Origin of the sequence: Salegentibacter sp. BLCTC (assembly GCF_015143665.1) — a bacterium.
GTDB lineage: Bacteria > Bacteroidota > Bacteroidia > Flavobacteriales > Flavobacteriaceae > Salegentibacter > Salegentibacter maritimus.
Genome location: NZ_WYEW01000004.1, coordinates 96,659 through 113,996, shown reverse-complemented (window position 1 = coordinate 113,996; position 17,338 = coordinate 96,659). Strand labels below are relative to the sequence as shown.

10 protein-coding genes are annotated in these 17,338 nt (G+C 37.5%); all 10 read right to left on the bottom strand.

What is annotated here, in order from left to right:
* Window positions 1-374: 374 nt before the first annotated feature.
* A complete protein-coding gene (locus tag GUB10_RS06855) occupies window positions 375-1,568 on the bottom strand; it encodes a PNGase F N-terminal domain-containing protein (RefSeq protein WP_193710695.1) in 1,194 nt (397 codons plus the stop codon).
* Window positions 1,569-1,663: 95 nt separating this feature from the next.
* On the bottom strand, window positions 1,664-4,813 hold the full coding sequence (locus tag GUB10_RS06850) for a glycoside hydrolase family 2 TIM barrel-domain containing protein (RefSeq protein ID WP_193710694.1): 3,150 nt from the start codon (window positions 4,811-4,813) through the stop codon (window positions 1,664-1,666).
* Between the two features lie 210 nt (window positions 4,814-5,023).
* Entirely contained in the window at window positions 5,024-6,112 is a 1,089-nt protein-coding gene (locus tag GUB10_RS06845) for an SGNH/GDSL hydrolase family protein (protein ID WP_193710693.1), read from the bottom strand.
* A gap of 2 nt (window positions 6,113-6,114) precedes the next feature.
* Window positions 6,115-8,811: a sodium/solute symporter gene (locus tag GUB10_RS06840; protein WP_193710692.1), complete on the bottom strand. Its 2,697-nt coding sequence runs from the start codon at window positions 8,809-8,811 to the stop codon at window positions 6,115-6,117.
* A gap of 411 nt (window positions 8,812-9,222) precedes the next feature.
* Window positions 9,223-10,716 (bottom strand): sialate O-acetylesterase, encoded by a 1,494-nt coding sequence (locus GUB10_RS06835; RefSeq protein ID WP_193710691.1) that lies wholly within the window; start codon window positions 10,714-10,716, stop codon window positions 9,223-9,225.
* Window positions 10,717-10,960: 244 nt separating this feature from the next.
* The gene (locus GUB10_RS06830) at window positions 10,961-12,304 is read right to left on the bottom strand and encodes a Gfo/Idh/MocA family protein (protein ID WP_193710690.1); all 1,344 of its coding nucleotides are present in this window, start codon (window positions 12,302-12,304) and stop codon (window positions 10,961-10,963) included.
* Between the two features lie 42 nt (window positions 12,305-12,346).
* Window positions 12,347-13,351: a formylglycine-generating enzyme family protein gene (locus tag GUB10_RS06825; RefSeq protein ID WP_193710689.1), complete on the bottom strand. Its 1,005-nt coding sequence runs from the start codon at window positions 13,349-13,351 to the stop codon at window positions 12,347-12,349.
* A 35-nt stretch (window positions 13,352-13,386) separates the two neighbouring features.
* A complete protein-coding gene (locus tag GUB10_RS06820) occupies window positions 13,387-14,313 on the bottom strand; it encodes a hydroxypyruvate isomerase family protein (protein ID WP_193710688.1) in 927 nt (308 codons plus the stop codon).
* Entirely contained in the window at window positions 14,306-15,979 is a 1,674-nt protein-coding gene (locus tag GUB10_RS06815; protein ID WP_227740338.1) for a beta-N-acetylhexosaminidase, read from the bottom strand. Before GUB10_RS06815 ends, GUB10_RS06820 begins: the two co-directional genes overlap by 8 nt.
* Window positions 15,980-16,103: 124 nt before the next feature.
* Window positions 16,104-17,270, bottom strand: a complete 1,167-nt coding sequence (locus tag GUB10_RS06810) for an AGE family epimerase/isomerase (RefSeq protein WP_193710687.1) — start codon at window positions 17,268-17,270, stop codon at window positions 16,104-16,106.
* Between the last annotated feature and the right edge of the window lie 68 nt (window positions 17,271-17,338).

The following is a 17,338-nucleotide window of genomic DNA, read 5'->3' as shown; positions in this document are numbered from 1 at the left end:
TTAGAGCTAAATGGCCTATATTTTATTTACTTTTTCAAGCTCTATAATCTTAAGATACCTTGAATATTTCTTCAACCAAAAATAATCTTAAAACCATTAGAAAAGTGCAAAGCTCTGTTTTACAAAACAATAAGTAGATTTCTTAGTAGTTATTTAATAGGTAGATATTTTTAATTCCAAGCAAGACTCAGAGCCCCTACAAGCATAAGGATAAATCTCGATTATCTAAAAAAATCGAACTTAACTACCCCCCTGGGGGTATGTTTAAAATTTGGATTTTTCGGAGGAAGCAATAATAAAAAAGACGGAACATTCAAAGCTTTTAACTTATGGTCCCGTCTTAACTTATTAATTTGAAAATAGTTTACTTAAGCCTACTCTTCATAAACCAAATAGGCCGTCACCAGCCAATGATTTAATTTATCGCCATCTATTGGAGTAGCATCAATATCAATTTCCAGCTCATGTTTACCAGCTTGTAAATCTCCCAGTTCCAACTCGTAAGGAGCCACTTTTGAACCGGGACACCAATTAGACCTCGATAAATCTGAAGAAGCCAAACGCTCCTGAACCTCACTAAAAACTTTTTCGCCCTGTCTATTATAAGCTCGGGCTGAATCTTTGCGAATCCAAACGCCAGAAGATGGATTAAACCTTCTAAAGCTTGCGCAGTCGTCTCTCCATGGAATGGTATCTAAAACGGTCTCAGAATTGAATTTCACCGTATTTCTCAACTGTATAAATTCATCACCACCACTATGTCCACCATGACCGGTTGTAATGTAATAAAGCTTGGCGTTTTTAGCTTTCTCCGGTAATTCAAACTCTGCTTTTAGCGGACTAAAAGCAAAAAGGTCGGGATGTTTTTGTCCTGCATAATAAACAGTATTTACCAATGGCTTTACAATCTTCTTACTTAACTCACGCCCAGAATACTCAAAATCGACACTAATCGTATACCCCTCAGGCGTCCAGGTATCTATCCAGGCCCCTATAAGTATTTCACCGGTAAGCTCGCTTTCTAACTGAGAAACATCCATCTCCCAGGACACTTCATCTTCCCACCTTGGAACATAAACAGGCCTATTATACTTTATGTTTGGATTCTTTTCTTCATCACTGTAGTATCCCACTCCAAAAGGAGTCATAAACCTTAAAACCTCCAATGCAGGCTCATAATCTCCTCCCAATTTAATTCCCGGGTATTCACCACGTCCTGCCTCTTTCGGGTAAGAGGCATTTCCTTTCGCTACATCAATAAAGTCTAGCTTATCTGGATTTGGAATTACAAATAGAGATCCAGATTTATCCCAACGATCGCCGGCAGATTTCACTGTTACTTTAACCTTTACATCAGTACCCCTGGGGTATTTGGGAACATTGATTTTCTTTAAAATAATACGCCCGGACTGTAGATACTCCACATTGGCAATATTTTTCTTTTCCCCATTAAAATTTACAGGCACTTCATCAAACACACTAATTGTTTTTACCTCCTGCGCCAAAACAGGAGTAATTATAAGTGCAAAAGCTAGGCCCAAACAATTTTTAACTATAGATTTAAGCATTATTGTATACTTTATTTAATATTTATTTTGATTTAAATTTATTCACAAAATGAAAACTCACAATTATAAAAGTTGGTAAGGTCTTAAATAGTCCTTTACTCTGGACTTATCTTAAAGCTGTAGTTATATTCCTTATTTGTTAACCAGTACTTTTTTAAAGGCAACCTACCCCAACTGTTAATACTTCCAAGCCCCATTTGCGCAGTATCTATAAAAAGATTTGTTAGCTCTCTTTTTTTAATCTCGCCAGCGTGTCTTTGTTCACGTTTTTCTCCATCGTCAAGATCTTCCATAAGATAATTTAGGGCTGTAAAATTAAAAGGCTTGTTAGCGGTTATTTTCAAATTAACACCACTTCCTTCTAAAATTAACCAACGAACATCGCTTTTATTACCGGTTTCCTGCGGACGAATGTATGGATAATATTGCTCATCTATGCTTTGGTCATAAACTTTAATGAACGCACTTTCCTTTCTATCAGCATAGCTTTCGTAAGGTCCGCGACCATAATACTTCAAATTATCAAAGCCTGAAGGCATAGCCACCTTCATTCCCACCCTAAAAATCATAGGAACCTCCTGATCTTCATCAATATTCAATTTAAAATCTACCAGAATTTCTCCCGCTGCATTTAGTTTATAGTAAAGTTTTAAATCGGCATGCACTTCTTCTAACCTATAGCTGGCCATTACGTTAAGAATGCCGTTTTCATGATTTTGCTTCAAACTTTTAAGTTCCAAATTTTCGGCAGCTTCTTTCCAGGGCCTTAGTTTTGCTTGCAATCCTGCTCCGTAATCGTTATCTACAGGAGCCCTCCAAAAGTTAGGTCGAAGCGCAAAACCTTCTTTGATTATATTTTTCCCATTAACTTTATATTCTTTTAAAAAGCCTGTTTCTTTATCAAAAACAAAACTTACTTCTTCTGCAGTAAAGCTTAATTCTGTATTGCTATTTTCAGCCTTTAAACCTTTAACGGGAACTATATCCAACGCTGAAGTTTTCCTTTCCTCCAATGTTAATTGTTCCTCTGCAATTATATGACCTCTCTTTAAAAGTTCAGTTTTTTCTTTAAGGGTATAAGAAATGTTTAAAAAAGCTTCTTTAAACTCTTTCCCTTCTATATTTACCGGTATTTCAAATTCTTTAGTTTCCTGTGGGGCAACATTAAACTCCACTATTTCGCCAGATGCTACTATTTTTCCGTCTAAGGCAACTTCCCAATTAAGCTTCACATTTGAAAGATCGCGGAAAAACTGCTCGTTATAAACGCTAATTTTCCCAGATTTATCTTTCAATTTTGTGTGAATTTCCTGCTGCACCTTTTTAACCTGCCAGGCATGTGGATTTGGATCCCTTTCCGGACTAAATACCCCATTATTCAAAAAGTTATTGGCACTTGGGGTTCCTTCCGGACCAAAATCTCCACCGTAGGCCAGGATTTTGGTACCATCATCTAATGTTTTATAAATAGACTGGTCTACCATATCCCAAATAAATCCTCCCTGAAAGTTCTTATGGTTTCTAATAAAATCCCAATACTCTACAAAGTTCCCAATACTATTCCCCATAGCATGTGCGTATTCACACATAATATACGGCCTATCCATATTCGGGTTACTTTCGGCATATTGCTTCATATCGTCTATAGAAGGATACATAGGTGGAATAATATCGGTGTTCCATTCTACATTCATTTGCCCTTTTGGCTGCCCGGGAACAATAGCACGCTCATGTTGTACCGGCCTGCTTGAATCTAATTCTTTAATCAGGTCGTAACCCGCATAAAAGTTATATCCATTTCCGGCTTCATTTCCCATACTCCAAATTATGATTGAGGGATGGTTTTTATCTCTTTCTACCATTCGCTCCAATCGTTCTAGATGTGCCTCTTTCCAATCGGGATTATTTGCAAGTGTCCTGGTAAGCGCATATCCCATTCCGTGAGATTCTATGTTCGCTTCATCTACCACATAAAGACCGTACTTATCACAAAGCTCATAAAAATAGGGGTCGTTAGGATAATGCGAAGTTCTAACTGCATTAAAATTAAATTCCTTAAGAACCTTAACATCCTGAAGCATGCGTTCACGAGAAACCACCTGCCCCGTGGTGGGGTCTGTATCGTGCCTGTTAACCCCTTTTAAAAGAACAGGTTCACCATTCACCAATAACTGTCCGTTTATGATTTCAACTTCCCTAAAACCTACTTGTTGTTCAATCACCTCCTGTAGTTTTCCTTTTTTATCTTTTAGTTTAAAACTAAGTTTATAAAGGTTAGGGGTTTCGGCGGTCCATTTATCGGGATTTTGAACATCTATTTCAATTTTTCCCAATTCCTGCCACTCACTTATACTTTTTTCTAAGCTGTAGATTTTCTCGTCGTCATCTTTAAGAACAATTTCCAGTTTATGCTTATCGCGCTTAGGGATTTCGGTGAATTCAGGGATAATACTTAAGCTTGCATCTTTATAATTTGCATCCAGGTTAGTGTTGATGGTGAAATCCTGCAACCTTACTTTTTTTCTTGCAAAAAGGTAAGTATCACGGGTAATACCGCTCATTCTCCAGTAATCCTGTCCTTCCAGGTAAGAGCCGTCACTCCAGCGCATAACCTTCATAACAACCACATTTTCACCGGTTTTAACATAGGGGGTGATATCAAACTCCTGAGATAATTTAGAGTCTTCTCCATAACCAACATATTCTCCATTTACCCATACCTGAAGATTTGATTTTGCCGCGCCTACGTGCAAAAACACATCTTTACCGTCCCAATTTTCACCAATTTCAATGCTGCGACGATAAATTCCGGTTGGGTTATGATCTAAAGGGATGTTAGGAGGATCAACCTCTATAAGATTATCAAATTCGTAGGTAGCGTTTACATAAATAGGAATACCATAACCATGTACCTCCCAGTTTGCCGGTATTTCAAACTTTTCCCAGGATATCTCGGTAGTCCCGGAAGCATAAAAATTATCTGGCACTTGTTTAGGGCTTTTGTACCATTTAAAATCCCACTGGCCATTCAAGTTGATATAATTCTCTGAGGCCTTCCAGTTTTTCGATTCAGCTAAAGCTTCATTTTCAAAAACCATATAAGAAGCCCGCATTGGCTCCCTATTTTCCTGATTTTTTTCGGGATTAAGGTAATATGCATCCTGACTGTGGGCAATTTGGTTTACCATTAGCACTACCAGAAGACTTAAATAAGCTAAAATCCGGTTTCTTTTTAATTTAAACATTCTCATTTATTTTGATTAATTCTTTTATTTCAAGTAGGGTGTTTTAAAAAAGATATTTACTCATGCTAAATCAGCAGCTTTTGGCAAGCTAAAAAAATTATCAACCTGAGTCTAAATATTGCTAAATTCAGTAGTACAAAAAAGAAATTTAGACCAATAACCTGCCATTAGGGCTGAATCGATCAACAAGTGTTAATGCTAAGTATTTTTTCAATTAACTATTTTCAATAATAATCGACCATAAGCCTCGGCATACTTTTTCATTCCGGCGTCATTAGGATGAACCCCATCTATAAAATCATCCTGATCTAAACCAAGATCTTCATTTTCCAAAAGATAAACATTTCTATAGCCTTTTCTTTCCAGGAATTCAAAAGCTTCCCTATTTGCATTGTTTAGCAATTGATATTTCTTTTTTTCGGGATTATATACTTCACCATAGGGGTAGCCTGCATGATCGGTGAGTACTATTGGTGTTTCAGGATTTAATTTCCGAAGGGCCTCCACACTTTTTATAAGTCGCTTTTTAGCTTCTTCGGCATCCAAACCCTGGCCGGGATTAAAGTTTGCGAGACAATCTAAAACAAAAACTTCTGCCTCTAGTTGTGAAAGGTAGTTAATAACCTCTTTCTCCAGTTTCCCATTCCCAGAAAAACCATAATTAAAAACCGGAGTATTTATTTGCCGTTCTAAAAGAGAGGTCCAGGTTGTACCGGGCCTCCCAGAACAGGCTCCCTGGGTAATAGAAGTACCATATATTACCACGGGGTTCTTATCTGGAATTGATGTATTTTTAAAATACGACTGTTCATCAACCCCAATTTCCATATAGGAAACAGTATTATAAAGCGGCAGATATAAACGTAGATTATGCTTTATGCCATTTACAGTATCTTTTAACCGATAATGATATGAAATGGTATCCTGAAATTGGTAACGGCCCTTAAGCCATTTCCAGGTATTATCTTGAGAGAGATACAAATCTACCCCACTAACACCGGTAGCAGGCATATGCGGAAATTGCAGTGGCCCATTCACCACATATTTAACAATAACCTGAGAAGCATCGGTCTCAAAATCAACATAAACACCGGAAGGGTTCTTAGATAACTCCCAAACTCTTTTTCTTACCAGGTTTTGCATAGAATCGGGAAAGCGTTGATAAGGATTAGATGTAGAAGCCTTCACTTTTCCACCAAGCTCCATTTCTGCTGTATTATACCAATCTAATTCTACCTCATTCTGCCCTATTGAAATGCCAAAGCATAACAATAAAACCAAGCTTAGAAAACTTTTCATTTCTATAATTGATTTTGTTTTAAGTTTTTATGATAAACCAGGTCTTTAGAATTATTATTGTTTTCAACCTTAAAAATCAAACTGGCCAAATAGCCTCCAATTACACAAACCGGGATAGCGATAAGTGGGTAGATATAAAAATTGATAGGCGTATAGTATTTTACCAGCACCAGGGAAGCCACACTAAGCACAGCCCCAATCAAGGTACCCACCCAATTGGCTTTTTTAAAGAAAATTCCCAACATAAACACTCCCGCCAGAGCACTTCCAAAAAGACCTACTATTTCCTGAAAAAAGAAAAATAGCGAAGCAATTGGATAAGCTGCCATAAACGCAGCAACCGAAGTTCCCAGTACACCAACCGTAATGGTTACCCACCTGGCAACTTTCATAGTGGTAACTTCTGTATGATTCTTATTAAATCGTTTATAAAAGTCTACTGTAATTACCGTAGAAACACTGTGCATACTACTATCAAGGCTAGACATAGCTGCAGAGTAAATTCCGGCAATCACCAAACCGGCTACTCCCGGAGGAAGATGGTCTGCAATAAATAAAGGGAATATTCCATCGTTTTGCATTCCTACCTGTAAAAACTCGGGATTATCCCTAAAATAAACATATAGGAAAGTCCCCATTAGGAAAATAAGCAATCCTGCCGGAATAGAAACAATTCCGTTCATCCAGATACTTTTTCTGGCTTCTTTTTCATTTGAAGTTGTTAAATAACGCTGTACTACCGCCTGATCTGTGGTGTAAGGAGCAAAATTAAGGGCAAAGGTCCCTAAAAATAAAGACCAGGTTACCACTTCGGTATAGCTCCATCTAAAGTCGAAAAGTTGAAATTTACTATCTTCATAAGCCGTAGAAAAAATATAGCTTACATCGCCAATATCTACCGCTATATAAATAAGGCCAAGAATAAGACCACCAATAAGTACGATTACCTGAATAACATCGGTCCAAATAACCGCCTCTATACCTCCCATTACAGTATAAACAATAGCTAATATCCCCATAATAATAATGGCCGAATAAATATCTATGCCAACTACAGTAGATAGAGCAAGTGCAGGTAAGTAAACAACAATTCCCATTCTGGCCAATTGAAACAGCACAAAAGAACCACTTCCAAACATCCTAATTACAATATTAAAGCGTTTTTCAAGATATTCGTAGGCAGTTGTAATATTCAACTTTCTAAAAAATGGCAGATAAAAGGTTATAATAAGGGGCACGATAAGTAAAATGGTAAAGTAACCGAGATAAGCTTGCCAATCGTAACTAAATGCCAGTGCCGGTTGGGAAAGATAGGTAATAGCACTTAGCATCGTAGCATAAATACTCAAACCGGCCGCCCACCATGGTATTCTGCCTCCTGCTAAAAAATAATCGGAAGTACTTTTATTTCTTCTGGAAAAATACCACCCAATTCCAATCATTAAAGCCAAATATGCAATTAAGGTTGTATAATTAATCCATCCAAAATCTGTTTCACGAGGAGTCACATTAATTTTATGGATAGCTGATGTACGTACTCCGGGGCTAAGCTCCCCTAACGGAATAATAATATCGTCTTCCCACTGTAGGGCTTTTGCCACTACTTGAGTTTTACCCGGAATTTCACCTCTTTTGGTCCAGGTATCGGTAATCGTGTGATAGGCCCAAATAGTTTTTGAAAAAGAAGTGTTTTGAAAGTTCTCTGAAATTGCCTGGGATAGCGAATCGATTTTACTGGCCACAATGGAAGAATCAAGGTTTTGCTGTTGAAGCGCTTTTAGTTGATTTTGTAGCTGAAGTCTATCTTTGTATAGTTGATTTTCACCTCCTGCTCCTCCAAAGATCAAAATATGCGCATCTCCTAGCTTGGTTGCCGGAGCAGCCCCGATATAACCGCCATCTAACCCGGGGGTTTCATTTGAAGGAACATCGCCCTTGGCTATCCATTTTTTTGACAAGGGATTGTATTGCCATACATCTGACAAAAACTCGTTGGGATCTTCGGCACCGGGGTCGTAATGGGTACCACTAAAAACATAAACCACATTGGTCTTTCCATTGTTTTGAGCAATTACCACCGGTTGAATACGACCTTTGCCGGGAATATCTTCCAGTTGTTTCCAACCCTGGAGATCTGAATACGAGTAAAAAGCTTTTGTAGCCTTACCCCCCGGCTCCTTTTGTCCCCCTGCAACATAAATTTTGTCGCCAATTAGGCTTGCTTCCATATTTGCCAATGGAACCGGTAAAGATGGTTTTTCTTCTACCAAAAGCTGTTTAGCTTTCGCATCCCATTTTAAAAGAAAAACATCTTTGTAAACCCCCTCTTTGTTCATCCCCCCAATACACCATAAACCTTCACTGGTTGTTACTGAAGCGCCATAAGCCATTGGCTTAGAAAGGCTTTTATCTACATTTATCCAGTTAAATTCGCTTTTATCCTTTTCAAGTACATAAATACTATTGTAATAAACCTTATCACCTCCATCCCAAACAGAACGCCCCGGAAAATTAGCTCCACCCGCAATTATCAATGCATCATTATGAATCCCGGTAAAACTTCCGTTCAATCCCTTTTCTAAAGGTAAGTCGGGTAACGAATTCCAACTAAATTCTATTTTATCATTAGTTTGGCCCGTTAACGAAGGAGCCGTAAGAACAAAAAATAGACTAAAAACCAAAAAAAGACGAATATGCATATACTATATTTTTTGGCCTAAGATACTAATTTTGTATTATGTTATACATATAAACCAGTTTATTCTTTAAAAAATCTTAAAACACATTTACAATATAAGATTTTCAGTCTCATAGATTAATTAATAATAACTTCAAAAAGACTTTTTACAATATATAAACTAACAAAAAACAGGGAGAATTGTACTACACTTGAGAAACACAAATAATTTAAGTTAGAATACCAATTAAGACTAGATTGGAATATTGAAAAATTTCCAGAAAGGCGTAATACTTATGCAAAGTAACTCACTGCAAATAAACAAAGCTTAAAAAAAATTATTTTCGAGGCTACTCTTCGGGAGTACTATACCTTTTGGTGGTATCAATAAATCAAAAATTTAGAGGGTATACTTTTACCTAAATTCAATTAATCAGTTTTCTATAACCTCTATCTTAAATGTAGATGCCGGCAATCCTTCAGAGTTTTCTAGGTTGCCAATTGTATAGGCCTGCCAATTGTAGTAAATATACTCAGGTTTTTCGGCACTGGGAACTATTATTTTTTTGTCTTTAATTTCTCCCGTTAGTTCCGTTTTGCCATCAATAGAAAACCCACGAATAGCTTTCTCATCTAAAGTTTGTAAACCTTTCGCGGTATATTTAAATTCAACAATAATGTTTCCATTTTTATACTCCGCTTTTTGAGGAAGCGGGCCAGAAACTATAATATCTTTTCCATATTCATTTTTTAAGGCCCATCGAGCAAGCCTTTTTCCAACGGCTTTTTTATTACGGGGGTGGATATCATTCCTATTTCCAACATCGCTGCTCACCGCCATTCCAACATGCTCCAGCTCGTTTAGAAGTTTTCTTTGTCCATCCCTAAATTCAGGCCAATAATGGGAATCATAATTAGTAGTATCTATAGAAGATAATTGTACCCAGTAAAAAGGTAAATTCTTATCTTTCCATTGCTTTCTATAGTCCTTAATCATTAGTTTTTGTAGTTCAGGATATTCATTTACTCTTGCCATTTCCTGGGCATTGCTTTCACCCTGATACCACAAAATACCCTTTATTGGCATTTTTAAAATAGGTTTTACCCCCGTTATAAATGCGAAACCGGGCTTGTAAGCATGGTTATTTATAGCCTGGCTATGTCCAACATTCTGCATTCCGCGTTCTCGTATCCAAACCGGGAGCGCATCATTTTTAAGCCAGTTTCCCTTTGTTTTAGGAGAAAATTGTTTATTCTTTTTTAGCGCCTGTATATCAATAAAAGTTTCAATGGGTGCACCACCAATAGCTAAATTCATTAATCCTATAGGGGTATTTTCGGCGTTTACTATTTCCCGACCAAAATAATAACCTACCGCACTCATATCCTTAAAAGAAGAACTATCGCTTTCCTCCCATTTTGATTCCTGAAAAAGAATGTTATTGCTCAGGCTATTTAATTGGTCTTTATCATAGGGGGTTCCGTAGATATTTTTGCCAATATACGTTGGGTTAAAAAAGCGTAGATTAGGATTTTTAGCTTCCTTTTTAGCTTCCTTATAATGCATTTCGGCCCGCATAGGCCACTCCATATTAGACTGACCTATAAGTAGCCATACATCGCCTACAAGAATATTAGTAAGGATTATCTTTTCTTCTGAAGACTTAACCACAAGAGTTTGGGGTTTTGTGGTGGCTTGCTGTTTTTTAAAAACGATTTGCCAGGTAGAATCGGCTCTTACCGAAGCTTGTGCGGTTTCATTTAAAAAATTGACCTGCAATTTATCACCGGGCAAGCCCTTTCCCCATATTTTTATTGGTTTATCCTGCTGAAGCACCATATTACTTGTAAAAATTTCGGATATTTCTATTTGTGCCAAGGCCGGAAAAACCGATAACATACAAAGTACCGAAAAGATTTTTTTCATTTTTTTAAAAGTTAAATATGATGTTTACTGTATTTAAAAACCTGACTATAGTAGCTGCAATGAGTAAACTACCTCGGGGCAAGCCCACGAGGCATTCATTGGAAACAAACTTTTAATTTCGAGGCAAGCCTCGGGGTATTACACCCTTTGGCGGTGCCAATAAAATTATAAAACCAGGTCTTTACAATTAAAAAAAACCGGTTACTGAAATAATCCAATAACCGGTAGCATCAACTGAAAAAAACTAAATTACTCTTGTTTTTCCGGGTGTAGGGATTGTATAATGCCCATCGGAATTTGGTGTTACGGGTGGCGTTGAATTCCAGGATAAATCTTCAGGCACCAGTTGCAAATTAGATTTTATCGCTTCCTCATATTTAATAAACTGGCCAGAATAGGTTGCCATACGTCCCATAATTGCAGCCATAGTACTTTTAGCCCCGTTTTCGGCATCACTTATTACTTCGCCATTTCTAATTGACTCAAATAATTTATTATGTTCTTCCTGATAAGGATTTGGATCGTTTCTACTTCTATATCTAAAAATATCATTTCCTTGAAAATCAACTAACTTCGCCACACCGGCATCATTGGTTTCCACAATACCTTTAGTACCCTGGAAGCCTTCTCCTACTTTAGACATGGTGCCGGGTTGGTGCCTACATTGACTGGAGATTACGGCTCCACCGGGATATTTAAATTCCACAAAATGATGGTCGAAAATTTCTCCATGATCGGGTCCTGTTCTTACCTGTCTTCCTCCCATTCCCTGGGCCGATATAGGGTACTCACCAATAAACCAGTTTGCCACATCAATATTATGAATATGTTGTTCTAAAATATGATCTCCACAAAGCCAATTAAAGTAATACCAATTGCGCATTTGGTATTCCATTTCAGATTGATTTGCCTGTCTTGGTTTTACCCACACCCCACTACTGTTCCAATAAACCTGCCCAGATAAGATTTTACCAATTTCACGCTTTTTAATTTGTTCTGCTGTCTTTATATAGTTTCTCTGATATCTTCTCTGCAGGCCAACTACAACATTTAGTTTATTTTCTTTAGCTATTTTAGCTGCGTCCAGCACCTTTCTTATTCCCGGTACATCTGTAGCTACCGGTTTTTCCATAAACACATGTTTACCGGCATTTACGGCATATTCAAAATGATAAGGTCTAAAGCCGGGAGGAGTAGTCAAAATTACAACATCAGCAAGGTCTATGGCCTTTTTATAAGCATCAAAACCGGTAAAACAGTTTTGTTTTTTAACCTTAACTTTATCTGAACCAGAAAATTCTTTTTCCAACTGAGCCAGGCTTCCCGTTAATCTGTCTTCAAAAGCATCTGCCATAGCCACCAATTCAACATTGTCATCTGCTTTTAAAGCCTGGTTTGCAGCTCCGGTACCGCGCCCACCACAACCCACCAGGGCCAATTTTAATTTTTTATCGTTAAACACATTATACATGGCGTTCACTTCCATAGCAGGCATCATCATTCCTGCAGTGAATAAAGCGGTGTTTTTACAAAACGTTCTGCGGGAATTCTTATATAATTGAGAAGTATTTGGTTTATTCTTTTTCATAATTTAATTCTAAAGTGGTGCATTTAATATTCTTTTAAAACTTTAGGGATTTTCATTGCCCCAATATTTAGCTTTATCTTCTTCAGATGGTGGGTTGGGATCGCGAACAATCCTAAAACCAACAAAAGCAGCATCTGTATTCCACCACTTACTTTTTGGAAATTGAGGATCGCGCATTTTCCAATTTTCAGAAGAAGCTAATCTTGCTGCACTCCTTAAATATTCGGCATCGTCATAATATGAACCCCCACGAACGCTGTGCGGATATTCTTCATTCGGAATTTCAAAAGGGTTTTTTGTTAGTCCAGAGCGATTTTTATAAGTTTCGGAATCGTATGCATCTAATGTCCATTCGGCTACATTCCCATGCATGTCATAAAGCCCCCAAGAGTTAGGTTTTTTAGTTCCTACAGCGTGGTAATGCCCATCGCTATTTTCATAGAACCAGGCATAATCTCCCAAATTTTCGGGAGAATCCCCAAAATGATAGGCCGTTTGGCTCCCTGCCCTTGCGGCATATTCCCATTCAGCTTCGGTGGGAAGCCTGTAAAAGTAACCGGTTTTAGCTGAAAGCCACTTGCAAAATTTTTGCGCAGCCAAATAGGTGATATTCACCACCGGCATCCCATCTCCTGTGCCCATTCCCAAACTCATATCTACATAAGGTATGGTAGCACCCGAAACGGCATCAACTTTTATATTTACATCGTTAGCCTTCTTTGAAAGCATAGTGGCTCCAGATTCAGCATCAATTTTTATGGTTGGCTTATTCGCCTTATCTTCTGAAGGTAGATCACCTAAGGGGCGCTCCAGATAGAGCTTATAGAGCTTCCAGGTAATTTCTTTTGATGACATCCAAAATGGATTTATTTGAACTTTATGTAAAGGGGCCTCATCTTTATAATGCCCAAATTCTTCAGGATCGCTCCCCATTAAAAATGTTCCTTCAGGGATGGCAACCATATCAATACTAAGATCGGTTCCGGAAATTCCCTGAACATAAGCTTTTAAATTTTCCTGGCTGTAAAACTTTAATGAAACTAGCATTAAACAGCATATTAACAGATATCTATAATTCATTATTAAAAATTATCACTGTGTTTGTAAGCTTCAATTACTGCTTTTTCCCCTTCCTTTCCCTTCTTGGAATTCCCATGCTCCATACCTACAATGCCTTCAAAGCCTTTAGAATGAATGAACTTAAAAACATTTTTATAATTAATCTCACCGGTTGTAGGCTCTTTCCTTCCAGGATTATCACCTACCTGAAAGTAGGCTATCTCATCCCAGGTAGCTTCAATATTTGGAATTAAATTCCCCTCCTGGATTTGTTGATGGTAAACATCAAAAAGAATCTTACAGCTTGGGCTATCAACAGCTTTACAAATTTGGTACGCCTGGGGTGATTCGCTTAAAAATAAACCGGGGTGATCCCTGAAATTGAGAGGCTCTAAAACCATTGTTAAGTTATGAGGCTCTAGAATATCGGCAGCCCTTTTAAGTGACTCGATCACATGGGCCGTTTGATATTGCATATTTTGCCGTTGGTCTATATACCCGGGCACTACCGTCATCCATTTTGCATTTACACGTTTAGCCACCTCTACAGATTCCCTAATCTCTTTTAAGAATTCTTCTCTCAAATTCTTATCGCCACTAGCGAGATTTGGCTTGGTCCAGTAAATAGTATGCGCTACAAATACGCCCATTTGAATATTTCTCTTAGCCATGGTAGCTGCCATTTCTTCCTGAAGTGCTTTATCCCTTCCTTTCATACCATTATCTTCAAAGGCCGTAAAGCCCTCATCGGCCATAAAGTTTAACTGGTCTATAGGATTATCACCGGCATGTTCCCTAAACATACCCAGGTGTGGCGCATAGTTAAGATTAAATTTCTTTTGGTTCGAAAAGTTATTTTCAGAAATATTGGCGGCATAAGCACCAACCGATCCAAGGCCTGCAAGAGCTGATGCTGCTATATTTTGTTTTACAAAAGTTCTTCTATTCATCTGCCAGTGTATTTTCTTCATTATTCACCTCATCAAAAACGTGTGTGGCATAATTTAAATCCATTTGGTCATAAAGCTTTTTAAACTCGACTAAGCGTGCTTTAAACTCATCCCAGTTTCGCTCTTCAGGATAGGTCCATACTACTTCAGACAAAGCAGTCATCCTGGGCAAAACCATATATTCTACGTAATCTGAATCTTTCATATACTCGGTCCAAACATTGGCCTGAGCTCCTAAAATATACTTTTCTTCCCCCGCTGATAATTCTTCGGGAACAGGATCAAAAGAATAAACATGAGACACTGTAGAATTACCTCCAATAGCCAAAGGTTCAGTTTCGGGGTCGGCTTGATAGTGGTCAAAATACAAATGAGTATTTGGAGTCATTACCACATTATGCTTTTGTTTGGCTGCTTCAATACCACCCTGGTTGCCTCTCCAGGACATTACAGTGGCATTAGGTGCCAGGCCACCTTCAAGAATTTCATCCCAGCCAATTATTTGACGACCATTTTCATTTAAGAATTTTTCAATTCTTCTAATAAAATAACTTTGCAGTTCGTGTTCATCTTTAAGACCTTCTCGCTTTATCACTTCCTGTGCCTGAGCACTTTGTTCCCATTCTGTTTTTGGCGCTTCATCTCCACCAATATGAATATATTCGCTTGGAAACAATTCCATAACTTCGGTTAAAACATTTTCAAGGAATTCAAAAGTTTCTTCTTTTGGAGCTAAAATCTCTTTAAAAACACCCCATTTTGTCGCCACTTCATAAGGTCCGGTACCATTCCCTAATTCTGGGTAAGCGGCCAAGACTGCACGAGAATGCCCAGGTAATTCTATTTCAGGAATCACAGTCACGTGTCTTTTGGCTGCATAGGCCACAATATCTTTAACCTCCTCTTGCGTGTAATACCCGCCATATTCTTTACCATCACCTTTATAAGGATCAAAGTTCTTTTCTATCATCGTTTCTTTTCGAATAGAGCCTATTTCGGTAAGTTTTGGATATTGTTTTATTTCAATTCTCCACCCCTGATCTTCGGTTAAATGCCAATGAAAAGTATTCATTTTATGCATCGCTATAAGATCTATATACTTTTTAATAAAATCTACGGGAAACATATGTCGAGCTACATCCAGATGCATACCCCTATAGTCAAATGCCGGTGCATCTGAAATAGTTACGGCAGGAATAGCTATTTCTGCAGATTCAGCATCAATTTCAGATTGTAATGGTAATAGTTGCTTAAGTGTTTGTACTCCATAAAAAACGCCTTTAGCAGAAGCACCTTCAACTACAACCTTTTCGTGTGTAACTATTAAATTATATGCCTCATCCCTATCAAAATCAGTTGAAATTTTAAGACTGATGCTTCGTTCTGCCTCCTTTTCATTCAATTTTATTTCAGGAGCAATACCGGTCACTTCTTCAATATAGTCTGAAAGAAATTGACCTTCCTGCCTTAAATCCTGGCTTACCTGAATTTTAGTATGTTCATCAACAATAAAAACCCCTTTTGAAGTTTCCATTTTTTGCGGAAGCGGAATTATAGCATAATCCTGCTTTTTATTTTCAACTTTAGCAAATTCCTCGTAAGATTTCGATGTATCGCAGGATATAATGCTCATGGTTAAAAATAAGGAGGTAATAATTTTTCTCATAATTAACTTTCTAAATAAAAATTTCGCATAAATATAATTATCAAAAAGAAAACTAAAAATTTATACTTCATAATTTTTTAAGTTTTCTTTTTGATTCAGGAATGAAGTTTTCTAATTACCTAAATTATTTTGAAGTTGGAGCGTTACTTTCAATTTGTTGGAAGGCTTTCCAGCATTGATACATAGCCCTGGGTACATGGAAGCAACCTTTCCATTTTCCACCTTTTAAAGTAAGGTGTGGTTCCCCCTGCCGATTTAAATAACCAAACCATTCACCATTTTCCTTATCCGAAAATCTAGTCCAGGCGTAGTCATGAACCTTTTTATACCAATCCCAAATTTTTTGGTCACCGGTTAAACTATAAGCCTTTGCAAGTGCCACCAGTGCTTCCAGGTGCACCCACCATAGTTTTTGATCCCATTCCAGCTGTTGAGGAGGATATCCTTTCACATCAAGAAAATAGAAGATTCCGCCATATTCTTTGTCCCAACCAAACTCCAGGGTATTTAAAACTACCTGTATGGCTTTGTCCAATAATTTCCTATCATTTTTTCTTTCCGCAATATCCATCATAAACCACATAGCCTCAATACCGTGCCCAGGATTTATAAGGCGACCTTCAAAACTATCTGAAAATGAACCATTAGGATTTAAGTTTTCGTAGATAAGTCCGTCTTCCTGAAGAAAAATATCCATCACTTCCGTAACGCTATCATTAATTCGCCTGTTCACCTCTTCTTCAGGCAAAACAGATTCCAATTCTAAAACAAGGTTCGATAAAATCATAGGCAGGGAAAAATTTCGCAAGGCCCTGTTTCCGGTAGATTTTTCGTATTTACCCTTTGGATTCTTACGGCGTTCCAGAATATTATAGTATGTTTTTCTTGCCAATTCTTCAATTTGCTTATCCCCGGTGGCTTTTGCATATTGCCCAAATGCCATGGTGGCAAAGCAGTCAGAAAAGATGTTGTAGGGCGAAATAAGCGGCTCACCTTCACGGGTTAAGGAAAAATAGAAATTTCCATTTTCATCCATTCCGTGTTTACATAAAAAATCGATACCATTTTTGGCAATTTCGAGCCATTGCTCATTTTGAGCAAGATTGTTGTACAAATAAGAATACATCCAGGCTTGTCTTCCCTGAAGCCAAACAAACTTATCTGTATCATAAACTTTACCTTCCCTGGTTAGACAGGAAAAATAACCTCCAAAATCTTTATCAATTGAATTTTTACTCCAAAAAGGAATAACATTTTCTAAAAGTGCAGTCTTATATAAATTTGATCTCATAACATATGTATAACATAATACGAATATAAAAATTAGTTATATCTTTATTATTTTATTATCTTATTTTT